We start from the raw sequence: 16013 nt of genomic DNA, 5'->3' as shown, positions 1-16013 counted from the left end.
CAAACACAGACGGATGGATTGTCAAACACCTGACCGAACATAATAGTTGCAGTACCACTTCACGAAGCGCATCGCGCCTTCTTCGATCAGCGTATTCGGACGAAATCCTATATCGCGCGATAAATCACCGATGTCTGCGCACGTCACTGTCATGTCTTCCACTGGCCGCGTCATCCGGTTGAGCTTCGCCTTTCGCCCCAGCAACTTCTCCAGGATTTCGATCAGATGCATCAACTGCACCGCATGGTGAGTACCGATGTTATAGATCCGGTAAGGCGCATCGCTGCTGGCCGGGTCCGGGCGATCCCCATGCCACGTCGGATCGACCTCCGGTACGCGTCGCATCAAACGCATCACGACCTCCGTGATATCGTCGATAAACGTAAAGTCCCGCTGCATATCGCCGTTATTGAACAGGTCGATGGGGTGTCCTTCAAGAATGGCCTTCGTAAAGGCGAACAACGCCATATCCGGCCGCCCCCAAGGGCCATAGACCGTGAAAAAACGTAGCCCTGTCGTCGGCAGCCGATAGAGATGTGAATAGGTATGCGCCATCAATTCATTGGATTTTTTCGTTGCGGCATAAAGGCTGAGAGGGTGGTCCACATTATCGTGAGTTGAGAAAGGCAGCCGCGTGTTCGCACCATATACGGAGCTTGACGAGGCGTAGATCAGATGCCGTACAGAGGTATGTCGGCATATCTCCAGGATATTCATGAAACCGACGAGATTCGACTCCACATAACCGCTCACCGGGTTCTTGGGTGAACAACGAACGCCTGCCTGAGCGGCCATATGCACAACATATTCGAAACACTCGGAGCTGGCGAGAGCGTGCATATCCTCCTGGTTCGCAACATCCAGTAATTCGAAGCGAAAACCCGCCGACTTTTGGAGCATCGCCAGCCGTGCTCTTTTCAACGAAACGTCATAATAGTCATTCAGGTTGTCAAGACCGACCACTTGGTCACCGTCTTGCAGTAAGCGCCGAGCAATATGAAACCCAATAAAGCCTGCGACTCCGGTTACGAGAATCTTGCTCATGGTGTTACCTCGTACCGTCGATCAGTACACCGGACAGAGACGAAACAGGCCGGCGGATAGATTCGCCATGGCCGCGACTCTCGTTGCAAGCCTCCAATAGATAGAGCATGCATGAAGTCAATAGGACCCTAGAAGAACGCGGAACAAGACTCTACTGTCAGAAATGACAGTCCTGACCAATGGCCAGTCTTTGTTCGTCAACGATTCAGCGGGTCCAAAAAAGCTGGCCTGACGGGGTACTAAAAATTCGGCGAGCGCAGATTAGCGACCGTCGCACAAAAGATCGCACGACGAACGAAGCGATTGGCTACTATTTGGGTCAAATCGACGAACGAACGCTGCCTGGAAAAATTTCCACAAAAAAACAAGCATGTACAAACTACCTTCTACAGCTATCGGTCGGATTGAGCCTGGCTATCGCTCCAGCCCATTGAAACCAGCAGAAGCCCGCCCCATCTAACCTGCATACTCAACAGTGCAGGTGCCCCAATGAGCAACCAGCAAGAATTCCCCGATCATCCGACCCAACAGGCCGACGCCGAGCGTCTCGCGGACAACCCCGAGACCGCCGCCACCGCCGGTACCGGCCTGGCCCTGCCGGGACAGAATCTGCCGGACAAGGTCTACATCATCCCGATCCACAACCGTCCGTTCTTCCCAGCGCAGGTGCTGCCGGTTATCGTCAATGAAGAACCCTGGGCCGAAACCCTGGAGTTGGTGAGCAAGTCCGAACATCACTCGCTGGCGCTGTTCTTCGTCGACACGCCGACCGAGGACACCCGTCATTTTGACACCAAGAGCCTGCCGGAGTACGGCACCCTGGTGAAGGTCCACCACGCCAGCCGCGAAGGCGGCAAGCTGCAGTTCGTCGCCCAGGGCCTGACCCGCGTGCGCATCCGCACTTGGCTCAAACATCATCGTCCACCGTACCTGGTGGAAGTCGAATACCCGCACCAGCCCAGCGAGCCGACCGACGAGGTCAAGGCCTACGGCATGGCGCTGATCAATGCGATCAAGGAACTGCTGCCGCTCAACCCGCTGTACAGCGAAGAACTGAAGAACTACCTCAATCGTTTTAGCCCCAACGACCCGTCGCCGCTGACCGACTTCGCCGCCGCTCTCACCTCGGCGACCGGCAATGAGCTGCAGGAGGTTCTCGATTGTGTGCCGATGCTCAAGCGCATGGAAAAAGTCCTGCCGATGCTGCGCAAGGAAGTCGAGGTCGCGCGCCTGCAGAAGGAAATCTCCGCCGAAGTGAACCGCAAGATCGGCGAGCACCAGCGCGAGTTTTTCCTTAAGGAACAGCTCAAGGTCATCCAGCAGGAGCTGGGTCTGACCAAGGACGATCGTAGCGCCGATATCGAACAGTTCGAGCAACGCTTGCAGGGCAAGGTCCTGTCGACTCAGGCGCAGAAGCGCATCACCGAGGAGATGGGCAAACTGTCGATCCTCGAGACCGGCTCGCCGGAATATGCCGTCACCCGCAACTACCTGGAATGGGCAACCTCCGTGCCCTGGGGCGTGTACAGCGAGGACAAGCTCGACCTCAAGCATGCGCGTAAGGTATTGGACCAGCACCATGCCGGCCTGGATGACATCAAATCGAGAATCCTCGAGTTCCTCGCCGTCGGCGCCTACAAGGGCGAGATCAGCGGCTCCATCGTATTGCTGGTGGGTCCGCCGGGGGTGGGCAAGACCAGCATCGGTAAATCCATCGCCGAGTCCCTCGGGCGGCGCTTCTACCGGTTCAGCGTCGGCGGCATGCGCGACGAAGCCGAGATCAAGGGCCATCGGCGCACCTATATCGGCGCCCAGCCAGGCAAGCTGGTACAGGCGCTGAAGGACGTCGAGGTGATGAATCCGGTGATCATGCTCGACGAGATCGACAAGATGGGCCAGAGCTTCCAAGGCGACCCCGCCTCCGCGCTGCTGGAAACCCTCGACCCGGAACAGAACGTCGATTTCCTCGACCATTACCTGGACCTGCGTCTGGACCTGTCGAAAGTGCTGTTCGTCTGCACCGCCAACACCCTGGATTCGATTCCCGGCCCGCTGCTCGATCGTATGGAAATCATTCGCCTGTCCGGCTATATCACCGAGGAAAAACTGGCGATTGCCAAGCGCCACCTGTGGCCCAAGCAACTGGCCAAAGCCGGCGTGGCGAAAAGCCGCCTGTCGATCAGCGACGGTGCCCTGCGCACGCTGATCGACGGCTATGCCCGCGAAGCCGGCGTGCGCCAGTTGGAAAAACAGCTCGGCAAGCTGGTGCGCAAGTCGGTGGTCAAGCTGCTGGATGCGCCCGACAGCACGATCAAGATTGGCAACAAGGATCTCGAAGCGTCCCTGGGCATACCGGTGTTTCGCAACGAGCAGGTACTGAGCGGCACCGGGGTGATTACCGGCCTGGCCTGGACCAGCATGGGCGGCGCGACCCTGCCGATCGAGGCGACGCGGATTCATACGCTCAATCGCGGCTTCAAGCTCACCGGGCAGTTGGGCGAGGTGATGAAGGAGTCGGCGGAAATCGCCTACAGCTACGTCAGTTCCAACCTCAAGCAGTTCGGCGGTGACCCAGGGTTCTTCGATGAGGCCTTTGTTCACCTGCATGTGCCGGAGGGCGCCACGCCGAAGGACGGCCCGAGTGCAGGCGTCACCATGGCCAGCGCCCTGTTGTCCCTGGCCAGGAACCAGCCGCCGAAGAAAGGCGTGGCCATGACCGGCGAACTGACCCTGACCGGACATGTGCTGCCGATTGGCGGCGTGCGCGAGAAAGTGATCGCGGCACGGCGACAGAAGATTCACGAATTGATCCTGCCGGAACCGAATCGGGGCCATTTCGAGGAACTGCCGGACTACCTGAAGGAAGGCATCACTGTGCACTTCGCCAAGCGTTTCGCCGATGTCGCGAAGGTGTTGTTCTGATTGTCACTGCCCGTGGCACACGGCGAATCTTGGGTTATGCTCCGTTATCGCTGCAATGATTGGAGATACTATGACCCCGACTCACCTGTTGCTTGCGTTAAGCCTGGGGCTGCTGGCCGCCTGCGCACAGCAGCCCCGCCAAAACGTAACGGTGGAAAACCAGCGTGAGTGCCCGATGCAACTCACGCCTGGGCAGAACATGATCCTCACCCTGCCGAGCAACCCCACCAGCGGTTATCGCTGGGCCATCCAGGACTCCGCCGGCGGCGTGCTGAAGAGCCTCGGACCGGAGGTCTACCGTAACCCGCAGAACAGTGATGTGATCGGCGCCGCCGGCCAATCGAGCTGGCGCTTCCAGGCCTTCGCCGCCGGCACCGGGCGCTTGCGCCTGACCTATCAACAACCCTGGGAACCGGAAGTTGCGCCCGTACAAAGCTTCGATTGCCCAATCGTGGTGAAGTAACCTGCCCCGGTTGATTCTCGCCTCGAGGGATGCCGTTGCGCTCCTCGACGGGGTGAACATCGATTCGCGGCTGTTTGTCCAGAAGCCCCATGCTCCCGAGCCGGGGTGGGCCTGAGTTTCGCCGTGCCCGAACGCTTTATCCGACAAACCGCGCATCCCCGTGTCAACTTGGCTAAAATGCCGACCCTTTTTCTCGATCGTCGCCGGAACCGCCGTGAGCAAAGAACCCGACCGCCTTTTCGCCCAACCCCTGCCCCAGTTAACGGACTTCGCCTTCAATGAAGACGTGGTGCGGGTGTTCCCGGACATGATCAAGCGTTCGGTGCCCGGTTATCCGACCATTGTCGAAAACCTTGGCGTGCTCGCCGCGCAGTTCGCCCAGCCGGGCAGCGTGCTCTATGACCTGGGCAGTTCCCTCGGCGCGGTGACCCAGGCCCTGCGTCGGCATGTGCGCCTCGATGGCTGCCGGGTGATTGCCGTGGATAACTCCCGTGCCATGGTAGAACGCTGCCGTGAGTACCTCAACGGCCAGGACTCGATGTTCCAGGAGCTGTTGCCGGTCGAAGTAATCGAAGGCGATATCCTCGCCCTGGACTTCCAGCCCGCGTCGGTGGTGGCCCTGAATTTCACCCTGCAATTCATAGCCCCCGAGCAACGCCTTGCCCTGCTCGGACGCATCCGCCAGGCCGTGCTGCCCGGCGGCGCGCTGATCCTGTCGGAGAAACTGCGCTTCAATGATGTCGAGGAACATACGCTGCTCACCGATCTGCATATCGCCTTCAAGCGCGCCAACGGCTACAGCGAACTGGAAATCGCCCAGAAACGCAGTGCCATCGAAAACGTCATGAAGCCCGACAGCCTCGAAGAACACCGAGAGCGTCTGCTGGCGGCGGGTTTCTCAAAAGTCGTGCCGTGGTTCCAGTGTCTTAACTTTGCCTCGTTGATTGCCCTGCCATGATCGATCTGTCACCCCTCGCCCGCCGTCTGGCGGGCACCCCGCTGGCCGTTTGGGCCGACGGCCTGCAAGCCCGACTCGATAGCAGGATGGACAAAGGTCATGGCGACCTGCAACGCTGGCAGAGTGCACTCGACGCTCTGCCGAAGATCCAGCCGAGCGCGGTCGACCTGCTCAACGGGCTGATCCTCGACGGCGACTGTGACGACGCCACTCGTGTGCAGATGCGCAGTGCCCTGATGGGCCTGAGCCCCTGGCGCAAAGGACCGTTCGACCTGTTCGGTGTGCATGTCGACACCGAATGGCGCTCGGACTGGAAATGGTCGCGGGTCGCTCCACACCTAGATCTCAAGGGCAAGCGCATTCTCGATGTCGGCTGCGGCAATGGTTACTACCTGTGGCGTATGCTCGGTGCCGGTGCCGACACAGTGATCGGGGTCGATCCGAACTGGCTGTTCTTCTGCCAGTTCCAGGCGGTCCAACGCTACCTGTCGGAGCCTGCGGCGTGGCACCTGCCGTTTCCGTTCGAGGACTTGCCGGCCAATCTGGAAGGCTTCGACACGGTGTTTTCCATGGGCGTGTTCTACCATCGGCGCTCGCCCATCGAGCATTTGCTGGCGCTGAAGGACTGCCTGGTCAAAGGCGGTGAACTGGTGCTGGAAACCCTGGTGGTGGGAGGCGACGCGAACCAGGTGCTGGTGCCGGAGGATCGTTACGCGCAGATGCGCAACGTCTGGTTCCTGCCCTCTGTACCAGCGCTGGAGCGTTGGTTGCGGCGTGCCGGGTTCAGCGATGTGCGGTGCGTGGACGTGAGCGTGACCACCGTGCAGGAGCAACGTGGAACCGAATGGATGAAGTATCAATCACTGAGCGACTTTCTCGACCCCGAGGATCACAGCAAGACCATCGAAGGACTGCCGGCGCCGATGCGAGCGGTGATCGTCGCCCGCAAATAAACCTCGCCCCTGAGAGAGTTGGACTCCCTGCGGCGAGCGGGTCCAGCTTCGCACCTCAGGCAGATGTGAATCAGGACCTGGCCCGACGACGGGCCTTGAAGAACTCGCTGAGAATGCTTGCGCACTCCTCGACCAGCACGCCACCCTCGAACAGCACACGATGATTGAGAAAGTCCTGGCTGAAGAACTGTCCCTGACTCTGCACGACCCCTGCCTTGGGCTCCAGCGCGCCGTACACCACTCGGGCAATCCGCGCATGGACGATCAGCCCGGCGCACATGCTGCACGGTTCCAAGGTGACGTAGAGGGTACTGCCCGGCAGCCGGTAATTGCCCGCAGCCTGGGCCGCCGCACGAATGGCGACCATCTCGGCATGAGCGCTCGGATCGCTGGCGCTGATCGGGCAGTTGAAGCCGCGCCCGATAATCTCGCCGCCCTGGACCACCACCGCGCCTACCGGCACCTCACCCAGCGCCGCGCCCTGATTCGCCAACGACAAAGCCTCGCGCATGAAATCCTGGTCGCGGCTGCGATCGATGATCGCGGTGGGACGAATCTGGCGCATCACGCCACCTCGATGGCGGCCATCAGGCCGGTTTCCATATGGTCGACCACATGGCAATGGAACATCCACACCCCTGGATTATCCGCCACCAGGGCCACCCGCGCGCGCTCGTTCTTACCCAGCAGATAGGTATCGGTGAAGTACGGAATGATCGTCTTGCGATTCGAGGCAATGACCTTGAAGCTCATGCCGTGCAGGTGGATCGGATGTTGGTACTGGGTCATGTTCTTCAATTCGAAAATATAGCTCTTGCCCTTCTCCAATTTGGCGATGGGCCGGTCGGCGCAGGTTTTGTCGGTGATGTCCCAAGCTCTACCGTTGATCTGCCAAAGGCTCGGCGGACGGCCAGTATCGAGGTTCACCGAGACCGAGCCCACCCATTCGAAATTGAAGTTGAGCTTCTCGGCATTCGCCAGGTCCGGCTCGGCAATCGGGTTGGCCGGCAAGGCGGGGGGCCACTCGGTCGGGGCGTCGGCGTTAGCGACCGAACGGAAGGTGCCGAGCCGCACCGGGCCGTTGCGCAAGGACAACTCCTCACCCACCGCTGGGGCCTTGATCGCCAGGCAGATGCGCATGCCTGGCCCGAGCCAGTACTCCTTGCCCAGGGGCCGTGGCACCACGGGGTTACCATCCAGAGCATAGATCCGCGCTTCGGCGCCTGGGATATTGATGCGATAAGTCAACGTGTTATCAAGATTGAGCAGACGTACCCGGGTGATCTGTCCGGCCGGTAGCTCGACCACCGCTTGCGGCCTACCGTTGATGGTCGCCAGCCGTCCCGCCGTCCCGCCCCGCGCAGCCTCCCGGGGAATGCTGAAGGGCACGAATGCGCCCTCTTCATCGACATGCCAGCTTTTCAGGCTAAGGGTACGCTCATAGCGAAAACCAGTGGGCTCGCGCTCTTCGATGATCAATGGACCGACCAGCCCGCGACCCAACTCTTCGCTGCTGTTGACGTGGGGATGGTACCAGTAGCTGCCCGCATCCGGGACGCGGAACTTGTAGTCGAAATACTCGCCCGGCAAGACCGGCAGTTGTGAAACATAGGGAACCCCGTCCATTTCCAACGGCAAGCGGATGCCGTGCCAGTGGATGGTGGTGGCAACGGGTAGATGGTTGATGAAACGCACTCGCAACCACTCCCCCTGGCGGACCCGCAGCTCGGTGCCCGGCACCGAAGGACCGAAGGCCCAGGCCGGAGTCCGGTGCCCGGCCACCAGCTCGACATCCAGCGGTGCGGCGATCAGTTGGTAATCATGTCCGATTTCGGCGTCAGCCATCTTCCTCAGCCAGTACCGCGATGCACCGCCGACGCCCACACCGATCACTGCCACACCGACCAGGCCACCGAGTATTTGCCGACGGGAAAAAGACATGAACTCAACCACCTCACCGAATCAACCGAGGGCCTAAGGCCCACAAAAGGCAAATACGATACACCCGCAGTTGAGAAACAGTAAGGCCAAGCTGGCGATAGGCCGCAGGCGCGTCCTGTCAGTCAGGCCCATTCGCGGCAATGCGGTGTCCCGACAAGCCTGGTCCCCCGGGTTTTCACTCGTAAACAAATGTCGAGTACAGCCCCAACATTGTGAGAGCAGGCTTGCCGGCGATGGCGTCAGTCCAGCCCTACCAATAAATGAACCACGCCACCGGGCAATGCCATCACCCCCGGTACACCGGCTGCCCGCAACCCCGACGAATCGATTCTGCTCGCATCATGCAACTCGACCCGTAGCCGCGTCAGCGCCACACGCCGCCAGGACTTGAGATTGGCCTCCCCGCCCAGGGCCGTCAGGATCGGCGCGGCCAGTGCTGGCGCCGGGGCGGCGCTGGCGAGCGTCGATTGATCCGGCACCAAGTCCGGAGTCAGGGCCTTCCAGAACGCCCGCTTTAATGTATCGAACATGATCAGTTCTCCAAGACCGGCGCGACCGCCGTTAATTGTTGATGCTGGCGCAGCAACTCACGGACCTGCTCCGCGCTTTCCTGGCCAAGAATCCGTTGCGCCAGCGTCCGACACTCCTCCAGGCTGACCTCGCGCACCGCCGCCTTGATCGATGGGATCAACGGTACGCCGACCGACAACTCATCCACCCCCAGCCCCAGTAGGGCCGGCACCGCCAGAACCTCGGAGGCCAGGGTGCCGCAGACCCCCACCCACTTGCCATGGGCATGGGCCGCCTGCACCGTGGTGGCGATCAGGCGCAACACCGCCGGATGCAAACTATCGGCCTGACTCGCCAACTGCGGGTGATCACGGTCCATCGCCAGGGTGTACTGCGTCAGGTCGTTGGTCCCGATGGAGAAGAAATCCACTTGCGGCGCAAACAGATCGGCCATCAGGGCCGCCGAGGGCACCTCGACCATGATCCCCAGTTTCGGCAGTTCGCTCAGCCCCAGCGCTCGGGCTTCCTCGACCAGAAACAGTCGGGCCTGATGCAACTCGGCCAACTGAGTGATCATCGGTAGCATGATATGCAGCCGGGTCCGTCCGGCGCAGGCGAGGATTGCCCGCAATTGCTGGCGCAGCAGTTCGGGACGTTGCAGGCACAGGCGAATGCCGCGCATGCCGAGAAACGGGTTGGCCTCGCTGTCCATTGGCACATAAGCCAACGGCTTGTCACCACCGACATCGAGGGTACGCACCACCAGGGCGCGTTCCGGACCCAGGGCCTGGGCGATCGCAGAATAAGTGGTGCCCTGCTCTTCGATACTCGGGGCGCTGCTGCGATCAAGATAAAGAAACTCCGAGCGCAGCAAGCCGACGCCTTCGCCGCCCAGCGTCAGCGACTGCTTCACTTCCGCCAGCGAAGCTACGTTGGCCATGACCTTGACGTGATGCCCATCGCGGGTGCGCGCAGCCTGATGGGACTGTGCGGTTTCGCGCTGGCGACGCTGGCGCTGCTGCTGGCGCTTGACCAGCAACTGCTGGACGTCCGCCTCTTCGGGCTGTAGATGCAACTGCCCCAGATCGGCATCCAGCAGCACTTGGGTACCGCAGGCAATGTGTAAAGCCTGCGCCGGCAGTCCGCATAACGCCGGTAGGCCAAAGGCCCGGGCGAGGATCGCGACATGGCTGGTGGCACCGCCGCCGACCGTGGCGAACCCCAGCACCTTGCGCGTATCCAGCCCGACGGTTTGCGACGGCGTCAGTTGCTCGGCGATCAGGATCGCATCGTCCGGCAACTCCGTCGCCGGTTCCTGGACACCTTGGATCAAACGGAGTACGCGCTGGCCGACGTCCACCAGGTCCAGGGCGCGCTCGGCGAGCCGGTCGCCGCCGAGACGCTTGAACAAGGCCGCGGTCTGCGCGGTGGCTGCACGCCAGGCAAAGGCCGCGCTCTTGCCTTGGGCCAGCAGCGACTGGGCCTGCTCCAGCAGACTCGGGTCTTCGAGAAGCTCCTGGTGGGCCCGGAAAATCTGCGCCTGGGTGCTGCCGAGCGCATTGTCCTGCAAGGCCTGCAGGGCCTGGGTCGCTTCCATCAAGGCACGTTCGAGGGCGGCACGTTCGTGATCTTCGCCAACACCCGACTCCTGGACACTCAGCACTTGCTCGCAGATCTGCACCACCTTGCCGAAGGCCGAGCCTGGCGAGGCGCAGACTCCGCGCAAGAGGGTCGCGGACGATGCCTGCGGGGCATCGAAGGTTGCCACGGTGCTCTCGCTCGTAATGGTTTCACCACATCCCTGGGCAATCAGGGTCGTCAGCGTATCGAGGGCAGCCTGGGCATCCTCGCCCGCGGCACTGACCTGCAGGACATCGCCCGGACCGGTCTGCAACGCCATGATCGCCACCAGCGACTTGGCGTTGGCGCTGTCCTGGTGCCTGTGCAGATGGATACTGGCGGCAAAATCTTTCGCCGCCCGGGCCAGCACCGCCGCCGGACGGGCGTGCAGGCCATTGGCATTGGGCAGGCTAAGGGGGCGGGAGAATAACACTTCGCCCTCGCCCTTCACTGGCGCGATGCCGGGCGTCGCGGCCAGGCTCAGGCTTAGCAACGTCTGGCCGCTTTCGACCCGCCCGTCAGCAGGCACGTGCAGGGTAAGGGGCTCACCGCTGACCAGCACCACCAGGGTCAACAAACTGCGGGCATGCAGGGCCAGATAGTCCGCATCGAACTCGATCAGCGCTTGCCCTGCCTGTACCTGTTCGCCTGCGCGGACCCGTGCGGTAAAGCCCTTGCCCGCCAGATTCACGGTGTCCAGGCCGATATGCAACAGAACCTGCACGCCATGTTCATCGGTAAGGCTGATGGCATGCCCGCTGTCCTGAACATTGCTAATCACTCCGGCCAACGGTGCGCAGAGCACGCTGGACGTCGGATCGATACACAGGCCATCACCGATCAGGCGACTGGAGAACACCGAATCGGGGACCCGGTCCAATGGCATCAGCACCCCTGATAACGGCGCGAGCAGTTCCAGGGAAGAGGTTGCGGTCATGACATCACCTTCTATCGTTATTCTTTGAAACGCCGGCAGGGCAAATGCCCCACCCGCATGAACTTATTGCCACCAGTACTCAATCTGCACACCCACGTTGGCGCCATTTCGCGCCCTACCGAAAGCCCCGGTATCGGACAACGCAGAGCCCGCCGCCCACTCGTTGGCCGCCCGCTGCGCTGCTTTGTTCCAACTAGCGTAGGTGTAGTAGAGACGGACTTCGGGACGCGCCCAAAAATCCGCGCCCTTGGGTGACCAGGTCGGGGCGAAGGTAAACTTGCTGAGCTTGCGGGTGCCGCCTGGCGCCTCGACCCGGTCATGGCCCAGCTCGGTAACCAGCTTGAATTGTTCGCTGATGGCGTAGGACGGGCGCACGCCAAGAGACATCCAGGTCTGGCCCTGGCCATCGGGACGAATGTCCTTCTGATAAACCGCCGCAACCTGCCCGCCAAAACGCCGGGTCACCTGCCAATCGAAGAACTCCACCGCGCGGTAGCTTTTGTTGCCGGTATCCAGATGCTTATCGCCGGTGTAGCCCAGGCCGGTGCCCGGCCCCTCGCCGTATTGCAGGGCAAACTTGTTCTTGCCACCCAGGAAGTCGTTGCGCACATGCTGCGCGGTGATCGCCCACCCTCGTTGGGTATCGCCATGCCGAGGGGCATCGATGTAACTGAAACCGAACTCCAGCTCACCCTCGGCGTGGGTCTTGAATCCTGCCACGTTGAAATCATGGCGATTGATAGAATCCTTCTGGTACAGGTTGTCCTTGCGCGAAAACGCATAGCTGTACTTCAGGTCGCCGATCCGCACATCCTCGACACCAGCGCCGGTAGCGCTCTGGTTCCAGTAGTAGAAATCGGAGATATGGATATCGTTTCGCTTGTAGTAACGACGCCCCGTCCACAGGGAACCGCCATTGAGCGACGGCATGTTCGACCAATGCGCGTACATTTGCGGCATACGCGCTGAACCGTGGTCATTGCCCTGGAATCTCAGGTCACGATCGTACTTGTTATAGAGCGAGGCCATGGCATCGACACTGAACACCGAGCCATCGTCGAGCGTCAGCAGATCCTGGCGCAGTTCCAGCTCCCCATAGTGCTCGCACTCATTGCCGAGGCGGTACTTGGATTGTGCGCCCGGTAACTGGAAACAACTTTGCGAACTGCTGTTGAGTGAACTTCCCAACCCGCTACGCAGGTATCCGGAGAACTCCAGGGAGTAAGCAGAGAATGGCAGCCCCAGGGATACACAGCCCACCACAAGGCTTCTATTTATTATTGTTTTCATGAACCACCTCATTATTTTTATTGTGATCAATGCTCAATTGTCAGGCGCAACCTCCCAGCGCACGATGTGGTGCGAACCGTATTTGACGAAGGATTTTTCCTACTTTTCTGACAGATACAGCACAAAAGACTCGTAGGGTCGCAGCAACAATTCGCGACCGTGTGCAGGACAATCCTGATAGTTGCTGATCACCACGCGCAGCTCTTGTCCCGGACTGAAGACTCCCTCAGGCAACAGGACCTCGCAGCTATCGGCGTAAAAGTTATTGATGACCAGCAGACGCTCGCCCTGCCCTTCGCGCACATAGGCCCAGACCCGTGGATGCTCGGGAAGCAACTGACGATAAACCCCTTCGACCATCAACCTTTCGGTACGGCGCAAGGCCACCAGACGACGATAGTGATGCAGCACTGAGTCAGGCGTTTGTCGCTGTTGCTCGACGTTGATCTGCGCCGCATTCGACGGCACACCGATCCACGGCTGCACCGAACTGAAGCCGGCGTTCGGCCCTGCGCTCCACTGCATCGGTGTACGACCGTTATCGCGGGACTTCTGCATGATCGCCGCCATGCTCTGTGCTTCGGACTCGCCGGCTTCACGCTTGATGCGGTAAATGTTCAGGGTCTCGACATCGCGGTACTGGGCGATATGGTCAAAGCCAGGATCGGTCATACCCAGTTCTTCACCCTGGTAGATGTAGGGCGTGCCCTGGAGAAAGTGCAGCGCGGTGGCGAGCATCTTGGCCGAAACCGTGCGGTACTCGCCGTCATTGCCAAATCGCGAGACCACCCGTGGCTGGTCGTGATTACACCAGAACAGGGCGTTCCAGCCGCCGCCAGCCTGCATGCCGAGCTGCCAGTCGGAAAGGATGCGCTTGAGTTCGAGGAAGTCGAAATCGGCGCGCACCCATTTCTCCATGTTCGGGTAATCGACCTTCAAGTGATGGAAGTTGAAGGTCATCGACAGCTCCCGCGACTCCGCACGCGAATAACGGATGCAGTGCTCCAGGCTGGTGGAAGACATTTCACCGACATTGATCAGATCATGACCGGCAAACACTTCCCGATGCATTTCCCGCAGGTACTCATGGACATTCGGACCGTCGGTGTAGAAACGCCGTCCGTCGCTGGCGTCCTCGGGGAAATCCGCCGGTTTGGAAATCAGGTTGATCACGTCGAGGCGAAAACCTCCGACGCCCTTGTCGCGCCAAAAGCGCATCATCTTGAAAACTTCCTGGCGCACCTTGGGGTTGTCCCAGTTCAGGTCGGCCTGGGTGTGATCGAACAAATGCAGGAAATACTGGCCGGTTTGCGCCTCGTACTCCCAGGCGCTACCGCCGAACTTGGACTGCCAGTTATTCGGCTGGTCGCGCCAGATGTAGAAGTCGCGGTACGGGTTGTCCAGGCTGCTGCGGGCCTGTTGGAACCAGGCGTGCTCGATGGACGTGTGATTGACCACAATATCGAGCATCAGCTTGATGCCGCGCCGTCCGGCTTCGGCGATCAACAACTCGCAGTCGGCCATGGTACCGTAGCTCGGGTCGATGGCGTAGTAGTCGCTGATGTCGTAACCGTTGTCACGTTGCGGCGACCCCAGGAACGGAGTGATCCACAGGTAATCGACGCCCAGCCACTTCAGGTAGTCGAGCTTGTCGACCACCCCCAGCAGATCGCCGGTGGCCTGGCCTGCATGGCTATGGAAGCTCTTCGGGTAGATCTGATAGATCACCGAATGTTGCCAGTCTTGCATGGGAATTCCCTTGTCGTCAGTGGCGTCGGTATCGGGCTTGCACCTCAAGCGACGCGGTAGCCGGGACGGACGATCTTCACGCTCAAGCCGCAGGTGAGGACAAAAGGCACGACAATCGCGATCAGCATGCCGACAATAAACATCGGGATGAACGACGGAATGATCGAAATGAACCCCGGCAAACCGCCAACGCCGATGGCCGAGGCCAGCACTTGGTTCAGCGAAAGCAACACGCTGGCGAGTGCCGAGCCGATCAGCGCGCAGTAGAACGGAAACTTGTAGCGCAGGTTGACGCCGAACATCGCCGGTTCCGTGATACCGAAGTAGGCGGAGATCGCCGAGGTCGAGGCCATGCCGCGGTCGCGGGCATTGCGGCTCATGTAGAACACGGCGAAGGCCGCGCTGCCCTGGGCCAGATTGGACATAACGATCATCGGCCAGATAAAAGTGCCGCCATGGCCCGAGATCAATTGCAGGTCCACCGCGAGGAACATGTGGTGCATGCCGGTGATCACCAGCGGCGCATAGAGCAAGCCGAAGATCACACCACCGAGCGCCGGCGCCACGTCGAACAGCCAGACCATCCCTTCGGTGATCAGGATCCCCAGGTGGCGGGTCACCGGACCGATGATCGCCAGCGCCAGGACACCGGTGACGACGATGGTGGTGATCGGCACCACAAGCAGTTGAATGGCATTGGGCACTCGCGCCCGCAGCCACTTCTCGATCACGCTCATGACATAGGCGGCCATCAGGATCGGCAGAATCTGTCCCTGGTAGCCGACTTTCTCGATACGAAACCAGCCGAAGATATCGAAGTACGGCAGGCTTTGGCCGTCCAGGCCGGCGACCGCCTTACCGTAGTTCCAGGCATTGAGCAGGTCCGGATGGACCAGCATCAGGCCCAGGACGATACCGAGGATTTCGCTGCCGCCAAAGCGCTTGGCCGCCGACCAGCCGACCAGCGCCGGGAGGAACACGAAGGCCGTGTTGGCCATCAGATTGATCAGGCTCCACAGGCCGTCCAGCGACGGATAGGCCTCGAGCAGCGTTTTGTCGTCGATGAACATGCCCTTGGCGCCCATGAGGTTGTTCACCCCCATCAGCAGCCCGGCAATGATCAGCGCCGGCAGGATAGGCATGAACACATCGGAAAACACCCGCACCAGCCGCTGTATGGCGTGGGTCTTGTCGGCCCCTTTCTGCTTGACGTCGGCAATGGTCGACACCGCCAGGCCCGTGAGCTCGCGCAACGCGGCGTAGACTTTTTCCACCTCACCGGGGCCGATGACGATCTGAAACAGGCCAGCGCTAAAGAATGAGCCCTTGACCAGCTCGATCGCGGACAGGGCGACCTTGTCGACCTTATTCGGGTCTTTGAGCGCCAGCCGCAGACGGGTGACACAATGAGCGGCCTGCTCGAGGTTTTCGGCGCCGCCGAGACTTTGCAGCAGCTCGCGAGCGATATTCGGATAGTCGTGGCTCATACTTTTCTTCCGCTGTTTCTTGTTATTGGAAAGGCTTGGCAGCACACAGAAACAAAAAATACTCGTCTATACGAGTTAAAGCAATAACTCGTATAGACGAGTTGAGCGTTTATTGGCAAACGACCCGACAAATGGACAA

General features: G+C 60.5%; 12 protein-coding genes. 4 read left to right on the top strand and 8 right to left on the bottom strand.

Annotated elements, in window-relative coordinates; translation table 11 throughout:
• Positions 1 to 21 precede the first annotated feature (21 nt).
• On the bottom strand, positions 22 to 1044 hold the full coding sequence (locus AWM79_RS09980) for an NAD-dependent epimerase (RefSeq protein WP_017131740.1): 1023 nt from the start codon (positions 1042 to 1044) through the stop codon (positions 22 to 24).
• A 489-nt stretch (positions 1045 to 1533) separates the two neighbouring features.
• On the opposite strand from AWM79_RS09980, the gene lon reads away from it, so the two are divergent.
• From lon to cmoB, 4 genes are all read left to right on the top strand, one after another.
• Positions 1534 to 3966, top strand: a complete 2433-nt coding sequence (gene lon, locus AWM79_RS09975) for an endopeptidase La (protein ID WP_060782735.1) — start codon at positions 1534 to 1536, stop codon at positions 3964 to 3966.
• A gap of 70 nt (positions 3967 to 4036) precedes the next feature.
• Positions 4037 to 4429 carry a protease inhibitor I42 family protein gene (locus tag AWM79_RS09970; protein ID WP_060782734.1) on the top strand — a complete coding sequence of 131 codons (393 nt, stop codon included), beginning with the start codon at positions 4037 to 4039 and terminating at the stop codon, positions 4427 to 4429.
• Positions 4430 to 4643: 214 nt separating this feature from the next.
• Positions 4644 to 5387: a carboxy-S-adenosyl-L-methionine synthase CmoA gene (gene cmoA, locus AWM79_RS09965; protein WP_017131737.1), complete on the top strand. Its 744-nt coding sequence runs from the start codon at positions 4644 to 4646 to the stop codon at positions 5385 to 5387.
• Positions 5384 to 6340, top strand: a complete 957-nt coding sequence (gene cmoB, locus AWM79_RS09960; RefSeq protein WP_017131736.1) for a tRNA 5-methoxyuridine(34)/uridine 5-oxyacetic acid(34) synthase CmoB — start codon at positions 5384 to 5386, stop codon at positions 6338 to 6340. Before cmoA ends, cmoB begins: the two co-directional genes overlap by 4 nt.
• Before the next feature lie 70 nt (positions 6341 to 6410).
• On the opposite strand, the gene tadA is transcribed toward cmoB, so the two are convergent.
• The 7 genes from tadA to treP all read right to left on the bottom strand — a co-directional run bounded on the left by tadA (position 6411) and on the right by treP (position 15874).
• The gene (gene tadA, locus AWM79_RS09955) at positions 6411 to 6905 is read right to left on the bottom strand and encodes a tRNA adenosine(34) deaminase TadA (RefSeq protein WP_017131735.1); all 495 of its coding nucleotides are present in this window, start codon (positions 6903 to 6905) and stop codon (positions 6411 to 6413) included.
• Positions 6905 to 8281: a multicopper oxidase family protein gene (locus AWM79_RS09950; protein ID WP_060782733.1), complete on the bottom strand. Its 1377-nt coding sequence runs from the start codon at positions 8279 to 8281 to the stop codon at positions 6905 to 6907. Before AWM79_RS09950 ends, tadA begins: the two co-directional genes overlap by 1 nt.
• 239 nt (positions 8282 to 8520) lie before the next feature.
• Positions 8521 to 8811, bottom strand: coding sequence for a PTS sugar transporter subunit IIB (locus tag AWM79_RS09945; RefSeq protein ID WP_017131733.1), 291 nt, complete (start codon positions 8809 to 8811; stop codon positions 8521 to 8523).
• A gap of 2 nt (positions 8812 to 8813) precedes the next feature.
• Positions 8814 to 11348: a phosphoenolpyruvate--protein phosphotransferase gene (gene ptsP / locus AWM79_RS09940; protein WP_060782732.1), complete on the bottom strand. Its 2535-nt coding sequence runs from the start codon at positions 11346 to 11348 to the stop codon at positions 8814 to 8816.
• Between the two features lie 63 nt (positions 11349 to 11411).
• Positions 11412 to 12638 (bottom strand): maltoporin, encoded by a 1227-nt coding sequence (locus AWM79_RS09935; RefSeq protein WP_026013147.1) that lies wholly within the window; start codon positions 12636 to 12638, stop codon positions 11412 to 11414.
• Positions 12639 to 12737: 99 nt separating this feature from the next.
• Entirely contained in the window at positions 12738 to 14387 is a 1650-nt protein-coding gene (gene treC / locus AWM79_RS09930; protein ID WP_060782731.1) for an alpha,alpha-phosphotrehalase, read from the bottom strand.
• Positions 14388 to 14431: 44 nt separating this feature from the next.
• On the bottom strand, positions 14432 to 15874 hold the full coding sequence (gene treP, locus AWM79_RS09925; protein WP_017131729.1) for a PTS system trehalose-specific EIIBC component: 1443 nt from the start codon (positions 15872 to 15874) through the stop codon (positions 14432 to 14434).
• Positions 15875 to 16013 lie beyond the last annotated feature (139 nt).

It is taken from the genome of Pseudomonas agarici (genome assembly GCF_001543125.1).
Lineage (GTDB): Bacteria > Pseudomonadota > Gammaproteobacteria > Pseudomonadales > Pseudomonadaceae > Aquipseudomonas > Aquipseudomonas agarici.
The sequence above is the reverse complement of the archived record's forward strand: the minus strand, read 5'-3'. Positions and strand labels throughout refer to the sequence as shown.